The 19,445-nt window shown below is 61.2% G+C and carries 16 protein-coding genes and 2 pseudogenes; 8 read left to right on the forward strand and 10 right to left on the reverse strand.

Annotation, left to right across the window (positions count from 1 at the left end; all coding sequences use genetic code 11):
• The first annotated feature begins 443 nt into the window (after positions 1-443).
• The gene (locus GRX01_RS04765; RefSeq protein ID WP_159663923.1) at positions 444-758 is read left to right on the forward strand and encodes a hypothetical protein; all 315 of its coding nucleotides are present in this window, start codon (positions 444-446) and stop codon (positions 756-758) included.
• A 162-nt stretch (positions 759-920) separates the two neighbouring features.
• Here GRX01_RS04765 and GRX01_RS04770 read toward each other — a convergent pair whose 3' ends face one another.
• The 5 genes and pseudogenes from GRX01_RS04770 to GRX01_RS19585 all read right to left on the reverse strand — a co-directional run.
• Positions 921-1,310: a hypothetical protein gene (locus tag GRX01_RS04770; protein WP_159663925.1), complete on the reverse strand. Its 390-nt coding sequence runs from the start codon at positions 1,308-1,310 to the stop codon at positions 921-923.
• A gap of 163 nt (positions 1,311-1,473) precedes the next feature.
• The gene (locus tag GRX01_RS04775; RefSeq protein WP_159663927.1) at positions 1,474-1,848 is read right to left on the reverse strand and encodes a hypothetical protein; all 375 of its coding nucleotides are present in this window, start codon (positions 1,846-1,848) and stop codon (positions 1,474-1,476) included.
• A 244-nt stretch (positions 1,849-2,092) separates the two neighbouring features.
• On the reverse strand, positions 2,093-2,407 hold the full coding sequence (locus GRX01_RS04780; RefSeq protein ID WP_449271449.1) for a DUF7344 domain-containing protein: 315 nt from the start codon (positions 2,405-2,407) through the stop codon (positions 2,093-2,095).
• Between the two features lie 304 nt (positions 2,408-2,711).
• On the reverse strand, positions 2,712-2,897 hold the full coding sequence (locus GRX01_RS04785) for a DUF7534 family protein (protein WP_159663931.1): 186 nt from the start codon (positions 2,895-2,897) through the stop codon (positions 2,712-2,714).
• Positions 2,898-3,312: 415 nt separating this feature from the next.
• Positions 3,313-3,771 (reverse strand): annotated as a pseudogene (locus GRX01_RS19585) (hypothetical protein); the annotation flags it as partial.
• Positions 3,772-3,862: 91 nt separating this feature from the next.
• On the opposite strand from GRX01_RS19585, the pseudogene GRX01_RS04795 reads away from it, so the two are divergent.
• Both GRX01_RS04795 and GRX01_RS04800 read left to right on the forward strand, forming a co-directional pair.
• Positions 3,863-5,257: pseudogene (locus GRX01_RS04795) on the forward strand (ATP-binding protein).
• A 1,059-nt stretch (positions 5,258-6,316) separates the two neighbouring features.
• Complete coding sequence (locus GRX01_RS04800) at positions 6,317-6,670, forward strand: winged helix-turn-helix domain-containing protein (protein WP_159663933.1); 354 nt, start codon at positions 6,317-6,319, stop codon at positions 6,668-6,670.
• Between the two features lie 212 nt (positions 6,671-6,882).
• Here GRX01_RS04800 and GRX01_RS04805 read toward each other — a convergent pair whose 3' ends face one another.
• The 3 genes from GRX01_RS04805 to GRX01_RS04815 form a co-directional block, all read right to left on the reverse strand.
• Positions 6,883-7,467 (reverse strand): NAD(P)/FAD-dependent oxidoreductase, encoded by a 585-nt coding sequence (locus tag GRX01_RS04805; protein WP_321167911.1) that lies wholly within the window; start codon positions 7,465-7,467, stop codon positions 6,883-6,885.
• A gap of 95 nt (positions 7,468-7,562) precedes the next feature.
• Positions 7,563-7,877, reverse strand: a complete 315-nt coding sequence (locus tag GRX01_RS04810; protein WP_201289507.1) for a hypothetical protein — start codon at positions 7,875-7,877, stop codon at positions 7,563-7,565.
• 840 nt (positions 7,878-8,717) lie between these two features.
• On the reverse strand, positions 8,718-9,986 hold the full coding sequence (locus tag GRX01_RS04815) for an orc1/cdc6 family replication initiation protein (RefSeq protein WP_159663935.1): 1,269 nt from the start codon (positions 9,984-9,986) through the stop codon (positions 8,718-8,720).
• A 1,052-nt stretch (positions 9,987-11,038) separates the two neighbouring features.
• On the opposite strand from GRX01_RS04815, the gene GRX01_RS04820 reads away from it, so the two are divergent.
• From GRX01_RS04820 to GRX01_RS04840, 5 genes are all read left to right on the forward strand, one after another.
• The gene (locus GRX01_RS04820; RefSeq protein ID WP_159663937.1) at positions 11,039-11,599 is read left to right on the forward strand and encodes a TRAM domain-containing protein; all 561 of its coding nucleotides are present in this window, start codon (positions 11,039-11,041) and stop codon (positions 11,597-11,599) included.
• Positions 11,600-12,218: 619 nt separating this feature from the next.
• Positions 12,219-13,268 (forward strand): TAXI family TRAP transporter solute-binding subunit, encoded by a 1,050-nt coding sequence (locus GRX01_RS04825; protein ID WP_159663939.1) that lies wholly within the window; start codon positions 12,219-12,221, stop codon positions 13,266-13,268.
• Positions 13,269-13,413: 145 nt separating this feature from the next.
• Complete coding sequence (locus tag GRX01_RS04830) at positions 13,414-13,926, forward strand: DUF1850 domain-containing protein (RefSeq protein ID WP_394351367.1); 513 nt, start codon at positions 13,414-13,416, stop codon at positions 13,924-13,926.
• Between the two features lie 44 nt (positions 13,927-13,970).
• Positions 13,971-16,709: a TRAP transporter permease gene (locus tag GRX01_RS04835; RefSeq protein ID WP_159663941.1), complete on the forward strand. Its 2,739-nt coding sequence runs from the start codon at positions 13,971-13,973 to the stop codon at positions 16,707-16,709.
• A gap of 113 nt (positions 16,710-16,822) precedes the next feature.
• Positions 16,823-17,371, forward strand: a complete 549-nt coding sequence (locus tag GRX01_RS04840; RefSeq protein ID WP_233740884.1) for a PAS domain-containing protein — start codon at positions 16,823-16,825, stop codon at positions 17,369-17,371.
• Positions 17,372-17,408: 37 nt separating this feature from the next.
• Here the strand turns inward: GRX01_RS04840 and GRX01_RS04845 are convergent, their stop codons facing one another.
• Together GRX01_RS04845 and GRX01_RS04850 are read right to left on the reverse strand one after the other, a co-directional pair.
• Positions 17,409-18,491: a sugar ABC transporter permease gene (locus tag GRX01_RS04845; protein ID WP_321167912.1), complete on the reverse strand. Its 1,083-nt coding sequence runs from the start codon at positions 18,489-18,491 to the stop codon at positions 17,409-17,411.
• Positions 18,488-19,444, reverse strand: a complete 957-nt coding sequence (locus tag GRX01_RS04850; protein WP_159663945.1) for a carbohydrate ABC transporter permease — start codon at positions 19,442-19,444, stop codon at positions 18,488-18,490. The genes GRX01_RS04845 and GRX01_RS04850 overlap by 4 nt, the downstream gene beginning before the upstream one ends.
• Between the last annotated feature and the right edge of the window lies 1 nt (position 19,445).

The raw sequence follows: 19,445 nt of genomic DNA on the forward strand, positions 1-19,445 counted from the left end.
GCTCTCGATACTCCGTGGTCAGATCGTCATCGACGCTATGGACACGGGGCCGACCGGAGGTTTGGTGTCGAACAGGGCCCCCCTCGGATCAGGAGCTGAAAGAACTCACGGGGGTGCATGGAGTCATGGCTCATCAGTGGACCGATGACATCCGCGATCGATTCGCGCATGTAGCGGTGGAACCTCCGCTGGCGATCCTGGTTTGCGTTCGAGGTGTGTGGTCAGATAGGATCGTTCGCTGTTTCGATGGAGTCGTTGAGGGCAAACCCTGGAGGTGTTAAGAACGAACCATGTCGCCGTCGATGTCGTTCTCACTTACGCGCCCACCCCGAAGGCCCGTGAGGCGGTTTCTGCTGTTTGACCGGATTGTTGCGATCCTCAGAGATAGTGTTCGACCAAGGTCACGTTAGTTCGAACCACGGTGGCCGCTGTGCCACCCGCCCATGTACCTCATTTCGATATATCATTGCGGCGCGACCGAGCCTATCGCATACGCGCCAGATATGGAAAGCTTCGTCACCGAGCCGCCGACAACGGATATCGACCTCTTCGTTTGTGAGGGATCACCCTTCGTCGGTCACAACCACCTCCCGGCAGACAGACTGGAAGCCACAATAGCGGATCTTGACGCTGAGAGAACCGTCCTCGTTAACGCTAGTGAACATGCACGTCGTGAACACACTGTCGAATTAGAGGAGCATGCGGACGCTATCGGTTGTGAACTGAGCGTGGACTTCAACGAGTACACTATACCGTAGCCGCAGGTTTCAATTTCCTCAGCGAGAGCTCGACCGGTAAGTGAGCTCACCAAGTTAGTAGAACTTCCAGTCTTCTAGTCCGCTATTCTGTGAGATCTCATCACCGCGGTAGAGCTAGGGGCTCGCGAAAGCTAAGAGCAGATAGTCTCGGTGGCGAGTGTATCAGCGATCGATTTGCCGAACCCACAACCCGAGTCCGCCTAGTATAACTCCCGCCACTGCCCGCCAGAGAACTCGCGTAGCCGTGCCTACCAACGGCTCTGTGCTACCTCGCGCTCCGTTCCAATACAGTTCGAGTAGGAACAGACCGATCAGTATCACTCCAACCCCATAGAGACTGGCTGCGATCGTCTCTTTAGCTGTCGATCGGGTGTAGAGAACTGTAGCCAAACCCACAGCGAGTAGAGGGATAAGGATCCCGTAGTTGGCGATGAGATCGAACAGTATTGCGAATACCGTCGGAACGCCGACGATCACGAGTAGACGACGACGCCTGGTCTCCGCCACGAACTCAACGACGTGGTTGACGATAGTCCGTGGACGCTTGTTCATATGTCTCCACGGTGCTTTGTGGGCAAATCTCTTCGCTACGTGCGCAGACCCACTTCGCAGAATCGGTCTTCTGTTTCTGTACCCACCTATCGCCGCAGTAATCTCAGAGTCCCGCGAGGGGGACAGTGTAGGTTCTACTGAGATCACTCGGTTTTCAGCCGAGTCACCTGAGACGAACCGACGGACGGGTATTGAGAGGTTCTACCATGCGCTTGTGGCTGACGTATCCGTCGTCGGAACGATCAAGTACTCGATTGATCACCTCCATCGCGTTCACTAGTTTCCTATCGGCGTCCTCGCGACAGCAAGCGGTATCGAATCTATCCGTCGTCTCGAATTCATACATCCCCGTCGTCAGCCCGAGTACCCATCTCGGATCGACGTTGTTCTGACCGCCGGAGCAGATTCGCTTGCCAGAAACTCGGACGGCCTTTGTCTCGGCCCCGTACTCGGCCAGCCGCTTGTACTCGATCCGTGAATCAGTCTGTTCAGTGACGGTCCACGATACCGGGAGCAATTCGGTGGTACGTTCGTACACTGTATTGCTCAGGCGGAGGGACTAGTCACCCTACCAGTCAAGGCGTTCAGTTCTTCCGACCCACAGTGGCAGCCACTGATCCCAATGATACTCACCCGCCCGTCCTCCCACATCCACGCTGTATAGGCTGAGTTGCACCCATTGCACCGAACAATGACTCGCTCCTTCTCCGCTTTGAACGCTCCCGGCATTATACTCTCCCGTTACGTGCGGGTTCGGAGACCCACGGTCTGTAACTCATCATTTATCCTGCCTGGATGACTTGCTGTGAATCCCTGTCGTACTCGAGTACACCCAATTCGTCCATCTTTGGGAAGTGATTGTGGTGGAGAGAGATCTCCACGTGTGTTACGTTCTCCTCGTCGGGGTGATCAGTATCGACTTCTCGGCCAGCGATCTCCGCAGCCACATTTCCAAGATCCATGGGGGGAGACCGTTCATCGAGGGCAGCTAGTGCCAAGCGCCGTCGCTCGGATCGCAGGACGTCATATGTGTCGTCGTCTGTCAGTCCGCGCAGGCTCCGCGCGGTCGTTTGGAAATTCATGGCTGTGGGTGTCATGATCGTTTTGTCACACGGGGTGGCTGGCAACGTGTTGGCTGAGTGGTTGACTGCCTGTTTCTACAGAATGGTTCGATGGAAATGAAGCTACGACCTATCAGATTAGGCAGTTCTACGTATCGCGGTAAAACAGAGATTAGAGCCCTCTATTGACATCATATCCAAGCATTAGTAGAATAATTACCAGCTGAATATACAAAGCCCTCAGCCGCACTTCCATCAACGGAAATCGATAACATTGCGATGTCGGTTGGTTAAGACGAACCACAGACCGCTACGTACAGGGCAACCACCGACCCCCGAGTCAGACAGGAAGCCCCCGTTTGTAGACCACCCAGTACGAGAGCGGAATCGTTACCAGCAGGATGACTGGAACGGTGAGCAGCTGCGTGAACGGGTCAGGAGGAGTGAGCATGGCCCCTATGGCAAAACCGAGGCTCACCAACAATACAGCGAATATCAGGAACCGAATCAACAACGGGTTGTTCATACCTGCCGGGTACACCTTTACCGCTATTAATCTCGTCCACCTCGTTGAATACGCTATCTCTGTGAGATCTCATCCCTGTGTTCGTCATGTCCGCTCTGTACCAAGGAATTCAGTATCGAATCCCCCAATGTCCACCGAGAACGCCCGTTTCGTCCCCGAGACCGAGCCGGAGAGTCCGGGCACCGACCCGAACGGACGTGCGCGGAGTCGAGTCGGCGATAACCGACTCGCAGTCACCGACACTCACCGACGAAACCGTGTTCAGTGATCGGAGCCCACGTTCGCCTCGCACGATCCGCGCTGGGATCGGGTCACTCCAAGAGTCTCAGCGGTCCCCCAACTCGATCCCCCGATCCCGTACGGCCGTGACGAATGCTGCCGTCGCCGCCGGTGAGTTGCCCGCGTCGTGGAACAGCAGGATGCCGACGTTCAATTCACGGGCTAGCGTCCGCACGGACTTTGAGACGGTGTCGGCTGGTGCTGCATCGTTCGCGACGTTTGTTTCGTGGAGTCGGTCGTATGCCTGGACGATCCCACACTCGACGTCGGCGACCCTTCGATTCGTGTGGCCTTTCGCTTCGACGACCACCAGCGGCGGATCTCACCGAGGCGGTCCACGGTCAGTAACTCGTCACTTAGCAGTCGAATGCCGACGAGGTCGGGGTAGCTGGAGCCGACGCGGACGTTGGACGTGGTTGAAGGGCGCCAGTTCGTCCGTGATGGCCGAATCGATGGACTCGTGAGCGAGCCACTGGTCGGACGAGAACTATGTATCGACGACTACGTACTCGTCTTCGGCGTCGGCGGGGAACAGGCAGCGCTTCGTGTGCGCCAGCACGCGCGGTTCCGACATCGGCAACGCCGCACTTGCCATGACGGTAGAATGCTATCACCAACTCATGAAGACGGTGTACCTCGCTGAGGAGAAGTTGTAAGTCATTATCGCGGTAATCATTATTTAGAGTATGACCTTTTACGACCGCACGGTGAACTCGACGCCCTCGAAACGGCGTTCGAATCACCGAAGCATGACTTCTACGTAGTCTACGGTCGCCGCCGCGTCGGAAAGACGGAACTCCTCAAAGAGTTCTGTACCGGCCGGCCGCACATCTACTTCCTCGCGTCCCAGGAGGCTGAAAATCGACAGCGTGAGAAGTTCGTTGAGAAGGTTGCTGATTACTTCGACGACCGCGTCCCCCGCATTGACGGCTGGGACGAGGCCTTTGACTACTCTCGGCGACAAACTCGCTATTGAACGACACGTCGTCGTCATCGACGAGTTCCCCTACCTAGTCGATGAGAACGACTCGCTTCCGTCCTACCTCCAGTCCTTCGTTGATGAGCAACTCTAAGATACGGACTCGATGCTGGTACTATGTGGCTCCAGCGTGAGTACGATGGAGTCGGAGGTACTCGGCTACGAGGGCCCGTTGTATGGTCGGCGAACGGGGCAGATCGACGTGCAGCCCTTCTCATTCCAGCAAGCCCGAGACGTAATCGCATACGATATCGAGGACGCGATCCGGTCGTTCGCGGTCACAGGTGGAACGCCGATGTATCTCACACTCATCGACTATGACCGATCCCTCGATGAGAACATCAGAACACAGATCCTCTCGCCGACAGCCGTACTCTACAACGAACCCGAGTTCCTGCTCCGGACTGAGCTGCGCAATCCTGCCCGATACATGAGCATCCTCGAGGCTGTCGCTACCGGGCATACGACCCCCAACGAGATCGCCGGTACTACCGGAATCGGTTCCGGTCCCTTATCGAAGTACCTCCAAACGCTCCGGCGTCTGCGTCTCATCGACCGCGACGTTCCTGTGACTGCTTCGGCAAAGCAGTCGAAGCGGTCGCGGTACCGGGTTGCCGACGAGCTCCTTCGGTTCTGGTTCCGTTTCGTCGAACCGAATCGCTCCAGTATCGAAGAGGCCCCAGAAATCGTCTACGAGGGGACAATCGAACCAAATTTCCCCGATCACGTCGCAACGACATTTGAGGATATTTGTCAAGAAGGCGTGTGGGAAGCGATCCGGCGTAGCGAACTTGGACCGTACGCTGAGGTTGGGCGGTGGTGGTACGGAGAAGACGAAATCGACATCGTCGGACTTGCTCCAGACGATGATCGTATTCTGCTCGCCGAGTGCAAATGGACGACTGAACCGGTCGGCCACTCACTCGTCAGCTCGCTGCGTGACAAAGCGGACCGCGTCCTGTGGGGACCACCTACTCGGGACGAAGAGTTCGCCCTCTTCTCAAGGAGTGGTTTCGCCGAGGGGATTGCCGATCAACTCAACGACAACTGGTCTCTGTTCAGCCCTGAGGACCTAAAGACATTGTTTCTTACTGACAATTAGACAAAATAAAATGCAATGATTTTGAATGGACGACGAGCGAACCGACTGCGATACCCTTACTGGTTCGTTAACGTGTCTGCCAGGTCAAATTGCGGTCTGACATCCGATCTCACGTAGGTTTCGAGTGTTTTCTGAAGCGTCTGCGGACGAACATTCCGAGAGTCAAACTGGTCACCTGGGATGAGTATCACGTCGGTGTCCCGCTCGCGGGCCTGCGAGAGGAAATGATGGAAGCTGAGGCCAGCGTCTGTCTCCCGCTGCTTGAGTCCGTACTGTCGGCGACCGAGGTGGATGTCTGCTCAGTAGTGACCTGAAGGGTGAATTCTGCAGAATCTCTGTGTTTGTTTCGAACGGAAATATAGGAAGTACCGATGAGTAGGGGTGCTTATCGCTCAGACGTGACGCACAGGACGACAAGTGCCAGTCCAGCAGATGTCGCCGACAACGTTTCCCAGCTCCCTGTCTTCGCCGCATGATAGGTGGCTGTACAAACCGTTAAGATACCTACCAGAGACACGGCTATCCCCACTTTCTCGTCAACAACGTGTTTCGGTACCGAATATACACTCATGAAATGAAGTTTTTATGTGTTTGACTTTAAATATTCTACTTTCTCTTCGGCGTCTGCCAAGTCCCTCGTCTAGTCTTAGCAATTCGCAGGTCGCTGTGTCTACTGCGACGGTGAGATGTTACATAGGTACAAGATCAGAATCCACTGCTTAGTAGACCAGCGAATTGGTCGAGTCTCAAGTGTGGATGAACAATTCAACGACTATATAAACGGGTATTCCTCCGTCTCAACCCAATATCACGGAGAGCGTTCGGTTAATCGCGACAGTGATTGATAGACGGACCAAGGTCTTCGCCTCATCGTTCGAGTCTGTGATCCCCGAGCCACGGTGGTCGACTGCGGTGTCGATTCGATTTCCGACGGCGGTAACACGGGTGTAACTGGGTGACGTGAACGCCCGGAAACGGGTAAGTCGTCTCGGGTCGTAGTCGTCCTTGAGAACTCCTATCCAACCGCTGTCCGACACCGGACGGCGGACATTCGAATCAATGACCGGAACCCATCAGACGCAATCGACGACGGAATCGACCGAGAACGGAGCGGCGACGACGGAGGCGACCACCGATACGTCCGCATCGGACTCCGAACCGTTCGCGGATCTCCCGCCGAGTGCGAAGCTCGTACACTTCGTTCTCGACCGTGACGACGAGCGGACTCAGACCCAGCTTGTCGACGAAACCGCACTGTCAGCACGCACCGTTCGAACGGCACTCGGTCGACTCGAGGACGCCGGGTTGGTCGACGAGTCGATCTGTCTTCGCGACGCTCGGAAGCGCGTGTACTCGCTGACCGACGCCGGGGCAACTGTCGGCGACGGATCGGAAGTCGAACTCGAGGCGTGAACGGTACCGAGGTCTGACCGGCCCCCGGTTCGTGCGGTCGATTCAGGGCGCTATTGGCCAGTCTTTCGGAACGGTTCCGGTAGCTTGACCTGTGGCAAGTAGCCGCGAAGCGATCGCGGGACCCTCGAGTCTATTTACTTCGCAGAGAGCATATGAACGAACACACCACCGTACGTCGATCGGGCAGTACTCGGGCGGTTATCGGGGACCCGTTACGCTTCGTCGGCCATCCCGCCGAAGACTGCCTCCGCGTCGCTCGGGACGTCGAAGTCGTGGTAGTGTTCGCCCTTCTCCTTCGAGAGGATATTGAGTGCCGCGGCGGCGCCGTCGCCGGCGGAGATGACCGCCTGCCACTCCTCGATGCGAACCATCGCACCCGTCGCGTAGGCGCCGTCGACGCTCGTCTCCATGGTCACGTCGACGTCGACGACGTCGCCGTCGAACGCACACCCGAGCGACTCCGCGAGATCGCGGTTCGCGCCGGTCGCGAGCACGAGATACCGTCCCTCGACCGCGTCCCCGTCGGTGGCGACGTGGAAGCCGTCATCGGTCTCCTCGACGCCGGTCGCCTTGGTTCCCTGACGCCGATCGACTCCGAACGAGTCGACTTGCTCGCGGAGCGTCTCCATGTATGCGGAGCCGTCGATCGACCCGATACCGGGGTAGTTGAACAGGTGAGCCTTGTGCATCCACGTCCCGTCCGTGTCGAGAACCGTCGACTCCAGTCCGTTCTTCTGTGCGAACAACGCTGCGGTCAGGCCGGCGGGGCCGCCGCCGACGATAACGACATCAGTCACACACGTAGGATCGGTTCGCACGGTTATAGTCGTGGTTCAACCGGAAGGGGGTCTCACCCGGCGACAGTGACATACATGAACTGGACGACGGGCCGTTACTCGTCGGAATCGCCGGTGTCGGACGGTCGGCGTAGGCCGTTCTCTCCGGGGGCCGGAAGCGATTCGTGATGGAGGTGAAACCACTCAGCGAGCGATCCGCGCGTCCCTTTCGTCTCGACCGTTACCGATCCATCGAATCCCCACTCGGCGCGGTCGGCGTCCTCGCCGAAGGCCAAGGGAACGTCCACTTGGAGGTCCTCGGCCGAGAGTTGGATCCCGCCCTCACGTTCGATGCTCTCGTCGATCATCTGTTCGAGGAGCGTGATCCACTCCTCGGGAACCCTGCGCGATTCGAGAGTGTCGTGGTCCATACGTCACCCTTGGACCTCCTCCTACCTGTTGGTTTCCGTGGATCGGCAGTGAGTCGGCACGCTCTCAGGTCGCAGGCTAGCGACACCACGATGTCCGGAGTACGAACGAACCACCTCTAGCGATCTGATCACCACAGTGTAGAGCCGGGGGCGCAGTCACGACCGGTGGGGGATCACACCACCGTGTCCGCTGTTACTGTATACCGATGGCGAGAACGGCGGACGGAGTGGTGTTTTTTCGAGAGGGGTTCGACCGAGGAACCCGGGACAGGTTATCACAGAATACCACGGTGAAGAGTATCGAGACCGTCGGAAGCAACCGTTATCGTGTCCGACAAGGGATCTCAGCACGCCCTCGTTCGGACGGAGACGAGAGACGACACCATCGTGTCCGCTGTTCGACCGTGTCATCGTCCCCACCGTGTCCGCCGTTTGTCCGGATCTTCGACTCCACCGTGTCCGCCGTTCGATCGGGTCGTCGACACCACCGTGTCCGCCGTTTGCCCGGGTCTTCGACTCCACCGTGTCCGCCGTTCGATCGGGTCGTCGACTCCACCGTGTCCGCCGTTTGTCCAGGTCGTCGACTCCACGGTGTCCGCCGTTTACCCGGGTCGTCGACCCCATCGAATCCATCGTTATAGTCGTTCGAGTCGGGACAGCCGGATTCGATTGGACACCAGCTCGTCCGCCGTTGTTGGGCACGGGTCCCCTTGGGGAGCAGCAGGTCTGACTACGAGTGATGGACTCAGAGAGAGGTAGGATCTAGATTTAGGTTCGTAGTGTATATCGTTACGGGAGGCGTTCTATCACCGAAATCAGGGACGCCTGACTATAGTCAAGTCAGTCCTCCGAAACGAAGTCGGTGATGCGGACGTCGTTGAGTTCGTCGCTCGGATCGTCGGCGAGGAAGTCCTTCACCGATCGGTGGACGCCGACGTCCTGTACGGTGTCCGCCATCGCGTCCAGGAGCAGGTCGACGTCCATGTCGAGCGCGTACTCGCGGTAGGTACCGCCGCGGCGGCCCTCGTTCCGTTCGGTCACCGAGATGATCCCGAGCATCGCCAGTTCCGAGAGGTGATCCCGCATCCGACGGGGGACGAGGGGATCGCGATCGGCCATCTCGGCGAAGCGCGTGTATCGCGGACGGATATCTCGTGAGCGAACGGGAGCCTCGTTCTCGAGATCCAACGTGAGGAGGGCGTAGAGGACGAGATGCCCGTGTTGGGTTAGGCCGGTTATCCCCTCCTTGATTCGACCCCGCTCGAGCGCCCGTCGTCCACGTTCGACGTGTTCCTCGGCGACTCGCTCTGTCTCGTCGTCGCGAGCGAGGTCGCCAGCCTTCATCAGGAGGTCGATAGATTGGCGAGCGTCGCCGGCGTCCTTCGCGCCGTAGGCGGCACACAACGGAATGACGCCGGGATCGAGGACCCCGTCGTGGAACGCGACCTCGACGCGCTGTTCGAGGATCTTCTGGAGGTCGGTGGCGTCGTAGGCCGGAAAGTGGATCTCCTGTTCACACAACGAGGATCGGACCTTCGGGGAGAGGTCGTCGCGAAACGAGAAGTCGTTGGAGATGCCGACGATGCCGACCTTCGCCGTCGAGAGGTTCCCGTTCGCTCGAGCGCGGGGGAGCTGATAGAGGATGGAGTCGTCCTCGACGTGGTCGACCTCGTCGAGAACGATGAGGATCGTGCCGCCACACACGTCGAGTTCGTTCCAGAGCATCTCGTAGACGCTCGCCCTCGGATAGCCGGTCGTGGATATCTGTTCGGTGTCGTCGCGGAACTCGTTGACGAGTCTGGTCGCGACCTGATACGACGACGTGAGCCCGTCACAGTTGAGCGCGATGACGGTGAGTTCGATGTCGTCGTACTGGGCGGCGTCCTCCTTGAGGTGCTCCAGCAGGTACCGCGTCGCCGCGGTCTTCCCGACGCCCGTTTTGCCGTAGAGGAAGACGTTGTTCGGCTGCTCCCCGTTGATCACGGGTTGAAGCGCGGCGCGGTAGGTGTCGAGCTCCTCGTCGCGACCGACCAACTGCTCGGGTTGGTAGTCCTCACGGAGTGCGTCGCGGTCGCGGTAGATGTCTGTGTCCCGCTCGAACATCCCCATTGGTGGTTGTCAAACGATACATGGGATGAGTGATAAAACCACCGTGTCCGCAGCGTCCGCTGTTTCCGCTGTTCCGACGTTACTTAAATACTTCTTAAAGGCCCGTGATCACACACCCACCCCACCATGTCCGCAGTTGTTGAGATCGAAGCCGGGGGAGGGGGCGTCGGAGCCTTAATAAATAGAAATATTTAATACCTATCTGTGAGAGCTAGTCCGTACGACAACCTAGTAGTATCATTTGGTTTGGCAGAAGTAGATTGAGAGCGAGCGAACACGACCGATTCGGGGATCCCTCGATCTTTCTCTCGGAAGTTACGGCAAAGAACTCCGCGACACGGTCGACCCGTCCGTTCTCTCACTCGAACAGCGGACATAGTGGGGGGAGGGTGTTCGAGTGGCTTCGACTGTGAACAACTCTTCCAGATGACGTGAGAACGCCGATATCGTCTGTTGCTTTCCCACCCAGCCTTCGAACCTCCGAGAGAACACCACCATGTCCGCTGTTCTCCCGACACGACAGCCGATAGAACAGCGGACATAGTGGTGTGTTCTTCGCAACGTCCGCCGCAGTCCGATGGTTCTCCGGTGTCTCGGTCGAACGTTGATGCGGCATCTAGTGTCCGATTCGAACACCACCGTGTCCGCAGCTATACTCCAGCTTCCACTGAGTCCGGGGGCCTGATCGTCTCGATCCGCCCATCAGTCGAGTCTCGATCGGAGTTGGCACCAATCTCGGTGGATCCGGAACGACTGAGAGGTGTGGACCGTGAAATCGATCCGACGTGTTCGTATGGAACTGCGGACATCGTGGGGTCTCTGTGAACTCCTCCCCGGCTTCCTCAGTCGAACAGAGTTTCGATCACGGAACCCCAGTTACTGCGGACATTGTGGTGTAGGCAACGAACCGGTGGAGGAATCGACCCCGAACGAGAACGTGATGTCTCCCCGACGAAAGGAACCGGGTAGTGTGCTTTCTGGTCGAATCACTGAACGGTCCCTGCTTTACGAACAGGTAGGATTAACATAACTGCGGCGTGAATCCTGATTGAATGGAGATATCAGAGGATCTACGCTGTGTATTCAGCGGCGAGGTGGAACGTCGCAACGGGACGTACGTCGTCGAGGTGCCGGAGCGGGAGGTCGAACTCGACACGATTCGTCCCGACCGTGTCTATCGCGTCGCCATTCTGGGAGGACACAAGGGGGACGGCGGCAAGGAAGGTGTCGCCGAGGCGATCGATTCATCGTCTCCCGCTGCGGAGCGGAGCGAGGGAATGGACTCAGCGGCGACCGGACGATCGGATCACACGGGACCCGAGTCGAACCCTGGAGAGGATACCGAACAGGGAGCGCGATCGTCCGGCAGTACGAGCGACACCGAACGGACGGCGGAGCCGGAGCCCCCGGTCGATCGAGGCGACGAGGTAACCGTCGACATTGAGGGGATCGGCGATCAAGGCGACGGGATCGCCCGCGTCGACCGTGGGTACGTTATCATCGTCCCGGACACGGAGAAGGGCGAACGGGTACAGATCAGAGTCACGAGTGTCAAGCAGAACGTCGCGTTCGCGGAGGTCGTCGAGCGCGTCGAACGGCACCACTACGAGTAACGTCAGGGCCCGCCGATGGGTCGCTGTGAGCCGGGCGTCCGGATCCTCGTTCGCAACGTTCCTCCTACGACTCTCGATCCTGCGGACATGCTATCAGTTATTCTACACTTATTGGCACTGAGACAGTTCCGTATGGAGCAACCCACCCCCGTCGGCGGATATCGGACACGTCCCCGTCGGAGCCAGTCGAGGCGTGAATTGAACGACGGAACCTCTGAATGCGGACGTGATCCGCTTCGAATACGGCCGAACCCGAAAGTCGTCCCACTATCTGGAGGACTGTTGACCGCCGAGAGCGAACGTGTACGTCGCACACGGGGCCTGTCGTAAAACTGCAAACCGCCGAAATCCGGTGGATACTCTACCGAGATCCGATAGTCAACTCGGCAGAACCGGACGAAACCCCGTCCGAACCGGGTGGCTACGATCCGGAATCGGAGTTGAAGTATCCACGAACCAGAGCCGAGACGATACTTTCCGAATGCAATCTGCTATCCAACAAACTGCATCCGAAACGAAGTGATCGGCTATCAACCACTATCTTATATGAAATACTGTAACAAAATTCAAATATAATTGAACTAGAAATATAATGTGGGACGTGTTTCCTCGAAATGGTATGCCATCTGAAGAGACAAGGCGGACGTTCATGCGGACGACCGGCATCGCCGGCGTCGGCGGTATCACAGCGCTCGCCGGGTGTGGCGGCAACGGCGGGGGCAACGAAAGCGGCGACACCGAGGCCGACGGCGACGGCGGCGGAAACGGCGACACCGAGACGCCCACGGAAGACGACAGCGATGGAGGGGGAACCAGTGGTCGCCTGAGCTGGCACGCGGGCGGCACGGGCGGCACGTACTACCCGCTATCCAACGAGATCAAGACGATCGTCGAGGCCAACACGGACTTCTCGTTGAACGTCCAGTCCACGGGCGCGAGCGTCGAGAACGTCGGGAGCCTCGCGAGCGGCTCCGCCGACTTCGCGCTCATCCAGAACGACATCGCGTACTTCGCGAAGAACGGCACCGGCATCGACGTGTTCCAGGACAACGCGATCGAGGACCTCCGAGGGGTCGCGACGCTCTACCCCGAGACGATCACGATCGTCACGCTCCAAGGAAACGGGATCGAGACGCTGAGCGACCTCAGCGGCGCCACGATCAACACCGGCGACCTCGGATCCGGGACGCAGGTGAATGCGAACCAGATCCTCGAGTCCGTCGGCATCACCGACTACACCGAGCAGAACGCCGGGTTCGCACAGGCCTCCGAACAGCTCGCGAACGGCGACATCGACGCGGCGTTCGTCGTCGGCGGCTGGCCAGTCGGGGCGATCGAGGACCTCGCGAACACGAACGACGTCCAGTTCGTGCCCATCGACGGGGAGAACCGCCAGGCTGTCAAGGACGACGCCTCCTGGTTCGCCGACGACACGATCCCCGGCGGAACCTACAGCGGCGTCGACGAGGACGTCCAGACGGTGGCGGTTCAGGCGATGATCGCCACTCACACCGGCGTCGAGGCCGGGACGGTCGAGGCGGTCACAGCGGCCATCTTCGACAACCTCGATGAGCTGTCGATCAAGACGGACTTCATCACCGTCGACAGCGCTCAGGACGGCATGTCGATCGAACTCCACGAGGGGGCAGCAGCGTACTTCGACGCCTGAACGGGCGACTGACTCGACCCGGAGTCGGCACGTGGTCGCGACGGGGGCGGCGTGGGCGCGGGCATGAGACGTGCCCCGTCCGCCGACCCCGGCGGAGACCGTCATACCGGTGCCGACAACGAGACGATCGAACTCGATCCAATCGGTGACTCACACACGGACCCTCCGACGGCACGGCGTCGCGCTGCTGATAGCGGCGGCCCTCGTCGTCGCGGGGGTCGTCGTCGGTGCCGCCGCCGCGCCCCCGACCGGACTGGTTCTGATCGTCGAGGACGCCGAAACGGGCGAACACTACGTCACCCACCCCGTCGACGACGGGAGCACTGTCGCTCTGGAATACATGCACAGCGTCGAGAAGTCCCGCGTGTACGACGAGTACCGTGTGGACGGCGAGTCCCTCGTGAACACCCGCATGGAGTTCGAGTCGTACGGCTGGGGCCTGCCCTCCGGGGCGAACGTCACGAACCGGAACGGGACGCTGGTGTACGAGCCGGACGAGCCGATAACCGAACTCGAGACGCTGCTGGTATCCCCCGGTCGGATAGCCGGGCACACGCTGATCGTCGACGGACGACAGTACGACTTGGTTTCCGAAACGGACGCCAGAGACGTTCGGATCCACGTCGAGCGGCGCACCTTGGCGGACGTATTCGGATGAGCACGAACGACTGACACCCCCATGAGCCCGAACGACGGACCCCCATGAGCACAAACGACCCACCGAACGACGACAGGACGGACGGCACCGAGCCCGTGACCGACGAGGAGATCGAGGAGCTCTCCGCGGAGGAGGCGGATGAACTCATCGACGAGATCGAACGCCGACGGTCGCTGTCGGGCGTCGCGGCCGTCGCGGTGTCGGTCATCGGGATCGCCTTCTCGGTGTTCCAACTGTACCTCGCGGCACGGAGCTTCACCTTCACGATCCCGCTCCCGCTCGTGGCGGACATCCAGGTGTCGCTGCAACTACTCCAGGCGAACGCGATCCACGTCGCGTTCGCGCTGGTGCTCACCTTCCTCCTGTTCCCGGCGAGCATGGGCGACGGGTTCGTCGCCCGTACCTTGGGACGCTCCGTCGAGGGGACCGGGAACCGTCTCGGACGGGACAACCCGGCCTCTCGCGGGTTCGATGGAGTTCGGCGCGGGTTCCGGTGGGGGTTCGTCGACCCGGATCGCGACCGAGTCACTCCCTTCGACGTCGTCTGTATCGCCACGGCTATTCTCACGGCGATCTACTTCATGACGGAGTTCTCGGAGATCCGGGACATCCGCTTCTTCGGGCTCGAGGCGGGGCGCCCAGTCACGGAGGTGTACCCGTTCCTCGAGCCGGTCCTCGGCGGCGTCCCCGTCGTCAACGAGTTCTCCTACGCGTTCGCGCTGGGCATCGCCGGCGTCCTGTTGGTACTCGAGGCGACCCGACGGACGCTTGGACTGCCCCTGATGATCATCGTGGCGACGTTCATCGTCTACGCGCGGTGGGGCTACCTCATCAGCGGGAACACGCCGCTTCTCGGCCTCCTCGCGATCCCGGAGCTGACGTGGCCCGACATCGTCCAGAACCTCTGGTACAACACGGAGAACGGCGTCTTCGGGATACCGGTCACCGTCTCGGTCAGCTTCATCTACATCTTCATCCTGTTCGGGTCGTTCCTGGAAATGAGCGGCGCTGGCCAGTGGTTTATCGATCTCGCGTACGCCGCAACCGGCGGGCGCAAGGGCGGACCGGCGAAGGCGAGTATCCTCGCCAGCGGATTCATGGGCACCATCTCGGGCTCGTCGATCGCGAACACGGTGACGACCGGCGCGTTCACGATCCCGTTGATGAAGCGATCCGGGTACTCGCCGGAGTTCGCAGGGGCGGTCGAGTCATCGGCGTCCTCGGGGGGCCAGATCCTCCCGCCCGTGATGGGCGCGGCGGCGTTCCTCATGGTCCAGTACACGGCGACGCCGTTCGCGGAGATCATCATCCTCGCGACGATCCCGGCGATCGTGTTCTTCTTCGGCGTCTGGGTGATGGTTCACTTCAAGGCGGTCCAGCAGGGGATCGGCGGCATCCCCGATGCGGACCAGGAATCGATGGTCGACCACCTCAAGCACGGGTGGTTCTATCTGGTGCCGATCTTCCTCCTGCTGTACTACCTCATCATCGAGCGCCTCTCCGTCTCGCGGTCGGCGTGGTTCACCCTCGTCGCGCTCGTCGCGCTGATCACGGTGATCGCCGCCTACAGCGACGAGACCCGAGTCACCCTCGCCGCCACGCTCGCAGTCCTCGTGGGCGCCGAGTTCGCCAGCCTCGTGGTCGCGGGTGTCCCCGTCATCGCTCTCCTCGGCGGTGACGGCGGAGCTGGACTCCCACCCGCGGAGGCGGCTTCGGCGCTCGTCGGTCGGATCGGCTGGTATGGAATGCTCGCGGGCATCCTGACGATGCTGATACACAGCGACGTGCAGTCGAAGGTGCTCGATCTGAACCCGACCGTGCAGAACGCGGCGGAGTCGGCGGGTGAGCGGACGGGACGTGACCTCGGCGACAACCAACTGTTCCGGGTCGGCACGTTCGTCGTCACCTCGATGGAGGAGGGCGCCCGAACGGCCGTGCCGGTCGTGGTCGCCGTCGCGGCCGCGGGTATCATTCCCGGCGTCATCAGCGTCTCCGGGCTCGGCCCGAACCTCACCTCGCTGTTGCTGGCGCTCTCGGGCGGTTCCATCGTCGTGATGCTGGTCGTGACGGCCATCTCCAGCATCATCCTCGGGATGGGGATGCCGACGACCGTCACGTACATCATCCTGATCTCGATGCTCGCGACGCCGCTGGTGGAGTTCGGCATCCCCCTGCTCGCGGCGCACCTGTTCATCCTCTACTTCGGCGTGATCGCCGACATCACCCCGCCCGTCGCGGTCGCCGCCTACGCGGCCAGCGGCGTCGCCAAGTCCGACCCGTTCGAGACGGGGGTGAAGGCGTTCTCGCTGTCGCTGAACAAGGCCATCGTGCCGTTCGCGTTCGTGCTCGCGCCGGGGGTCGTCCTGTTGCGCGAGAAGGCCGACGCGGCGAACCTCCCGGTTCGCGAGCAGTACCGCGTCGTCGGGTTCGCGGATCTCGCGGAGCTGTCCTACTCGGTTCCGGAGATACTGATCCCGGTCGTCGGCGTCTTCCTCGGAGTCGTCGCGCTCGGCGGGACCGTCATCGGAACGATGTACACACGTATCGGCCGGGTCGAACGCGCCGCGTTCGGGCTCAGTTCCCTCCTGCTGATGGCGCCGCGACTGCTCTCGACCGCCGTCTTCGACCTTCTCGGGTTCGTCGGCGTGACCGTCACCGTCAACGCGCTCCTGCTCGACCTGACGCTCCGTGCGGCCGGACTGATCGTGTTCGTCGCGCTGGCGGTGCGAAACCGTCGGAAGGTCCCGGCGGCGGGCGACAGCACGGAGCCGGCCTCCGCGTAGCCGACGGGTTGGGTGGGATCTCCCGTTCGGTTTCCGCCTCCGTCTCCCTGTGCTCGGACCCGCTGCCGACAGACGTTTGTCCGTCGGTTCCCGGATCCACATCGGCGCCAGTGATGCTCCCACGTGAGGACCTCGCCGACCTGCTTCAACTCGACCACGACCGCTTCCGCACCCGCGTTCCCGCGGTCCTGGACGTCGACGAGTACGACACCGAGCGGCTCGACCGACTGGGGGACTCGAGACCTCCCGACCACGAAGCGGTCGTGGATGGCGACTCCGGATCGCTCGCGGCTCACGAGGGGGCCTACGTGGACCGGATCCGCGTCCTCGACGACGCGTCGGTGGGAATCACGCTCGCCGGACCGGCGTACGCGGACAACCCGGTCGTGTACGCGAACCGGACGCTCCGTGAGCTGACGGGCTACTCCCTCGATGACCTCCGGGGAGAGAACCTCCGAGTGTTGCAGGGCCCCGACACGGACCCCGAACCCGTGTCGGAGCTTCGCGAGGCGCTGTCGACGTGGAATCGAGTGACGACGACGGTGACGAACTACCGGGCGGACGGATCGACGTTCCGGAACCGCGTGACGCTCGTCCCCGTCACGGACCGCGCCGGAACCGTCGTGAACTGGCTCGGGTTTCAGGCGGCCGTCGAGGAGTGAGCGTCGGGGGATCCCGACGGCGCTTCCCGACCGGCCGCTAGCCCTCCATCCCGGAGAAGGAGAGCCCGCCCTCGATGTACCGCTGTGCGAAGAGGTACACGAGCATGACCGGAGACGCGAACGTGAGCGCGAACGCCGAGAAGCGCGCCCACGGGATCGAGTACTCGTCGATCAGTGCGAACAACCCGACCGGGAGCGTGAACTTGTCGGCCGACAGCATCGTCTGCGCGACGACGAACTCCATCCATCCCGTGAGGAAGGTAAAGATCGTGACCGTCGCCAGTCCGGCCGCCGACAGCGGGAGGATGACCTCCGTGACGACGCGCCACGGCGGCGCGCCGTCGACGAGGGCGGCCTCCTCGTAGCTGACGGGAATGCCGTCCATGTACGTCTTCAGCAGCCACGTGTTGAACGGCACGGCCGTCGCCGCGTAGTAGGCGGCGAGCGCGAGTCGGTTGTTGTTCAGCCCCACCTGCACGAACATCGCGTACAGGGCGATGAGCGAGGCGATACCGAGGCCGCCGCCCACCTGCGTGAACAGCACGTACCCGAACAATACTTTCCGGCGCATGATGAACTTCCGACGCGACAGCGCGTACGCGGCCGGGACGATGACGCACATCGCGAGGATGAGCGTCGGCACCGACACGATGACGCTGTTCACGAAGTACTGCTTGAAGTCCGAGGGGTTGTCGACGCCGTGGTCGCTGGCGTCGAGGAACGCGATCTCGGGCGTGTTGAACACCAGCGCCAGATCGCTGAACGGGACGTTCAGCGAGATGGTCAACGCCGGCACGATCAGGTCTCCCAGGACCCACACGAACGGCTGTATCGAGGGGTTCTCCGGGAAGAAACTGAACCCGCCGGCGGCGTAGACGCTGCCGCCAGTGCCAGAGATCGCGGACATCGCGATCCAGTAGATGGGGAACAACAGGAGGGCGACGACGAGCATCGCGAACGCCGTCGCTCCCGCGGTCCGTCCGATCTGGAGCGCCGACAGCTCTCCACGGCGATACGCCCTGACGGTGTACCGCGCCTCGACGGCGAGTTCCCGCGGCGTGTTCGCGAGGGTACGCAGGTCGTCGGCGATCTTCTCGGCGACGAGCGAGACGAGACTCACGCCTCGTCCACCCCGTCTGCGAGCCGACCCTTCTTCACGTTCAGCCACATGAACGCGCCGATGAACGCGACGGCGACGAGCATGATCGCGGCGCCCTGCCCGTACTGGCTGAACTGGAACGCCTCGCGGTAGCCGTAGACGATGATCAGTTCGTTCAGTCTGGCGGGGCCGCCCTCGTTGAACGCGTACGGGATGAGGAACTGCTGGAACGACGCCGCAGCGGTCAGGATCGACGCGAACAGCACCGGCCGCTTCACGCTCGGCAACGTCACGTGGAGGAAGCGCGAGAAGTAGCCCGCACCGTCCACCATCGCCGCCTCGTGGAGTTCCTTCGGCACGTCCTGAAGCGCACTCACGGTGATGATCACCATGAACGGGTACGCCAGCCACATCTCGGTGACGTTGTACGCGAAGAAGGCCGCCCAGCGCTCGTTCAGCCACGCGACGGTGCCGGCGCCGAGCCAGCTCAGGAGCTGGTTCGCGAGCCCGAACTGGGCGGAGCTGAAGATCCCGCGCCAGATGGTGATCGTGAAGATCGCGGGGAGCCCCATCGGAACGATGAGCAGCGACCGGAGGTACCGAGCCCCGCGAACGCGCCGGTTCGTGACGACGAGGGCCACGCCGAGCCCGAGCCCGATCTTCAACACGAGGCTCGTGGCGACGAACAGCCACGTCGTGCCCAGGGAGTTCCAGAACTTCCCGTCCGACAGCACGGCCGCGTAGTTCTGGAGCCCGACGAACGTCGCCTCGCCGAAGGTGAGGAACCCGCCGCCGGCGAAGAGGTTCGACGGCCGGGCGTTCGTGAACGAGATCCCGAGGAGGTACAGCATCGGGAAGAACATGAACGCCGCGAACAGGAACAACCCCGGAAGGACGAGGAGCAGCGACACGTCCTCGCGTTCGATGGCCGGGATCGCGGCCGCCCGGTCGGCGATTCGGCTTGTGGTGCTCATG

Source organism: Halobaculum saliterrae (assembly GCF_009831625.1).
Lineage (GTDB): Archaea > Halobacteriota > Halobacteria > Halobacteriales > Haloferacaceae > Halobaculum > Halobaculum saliterrae.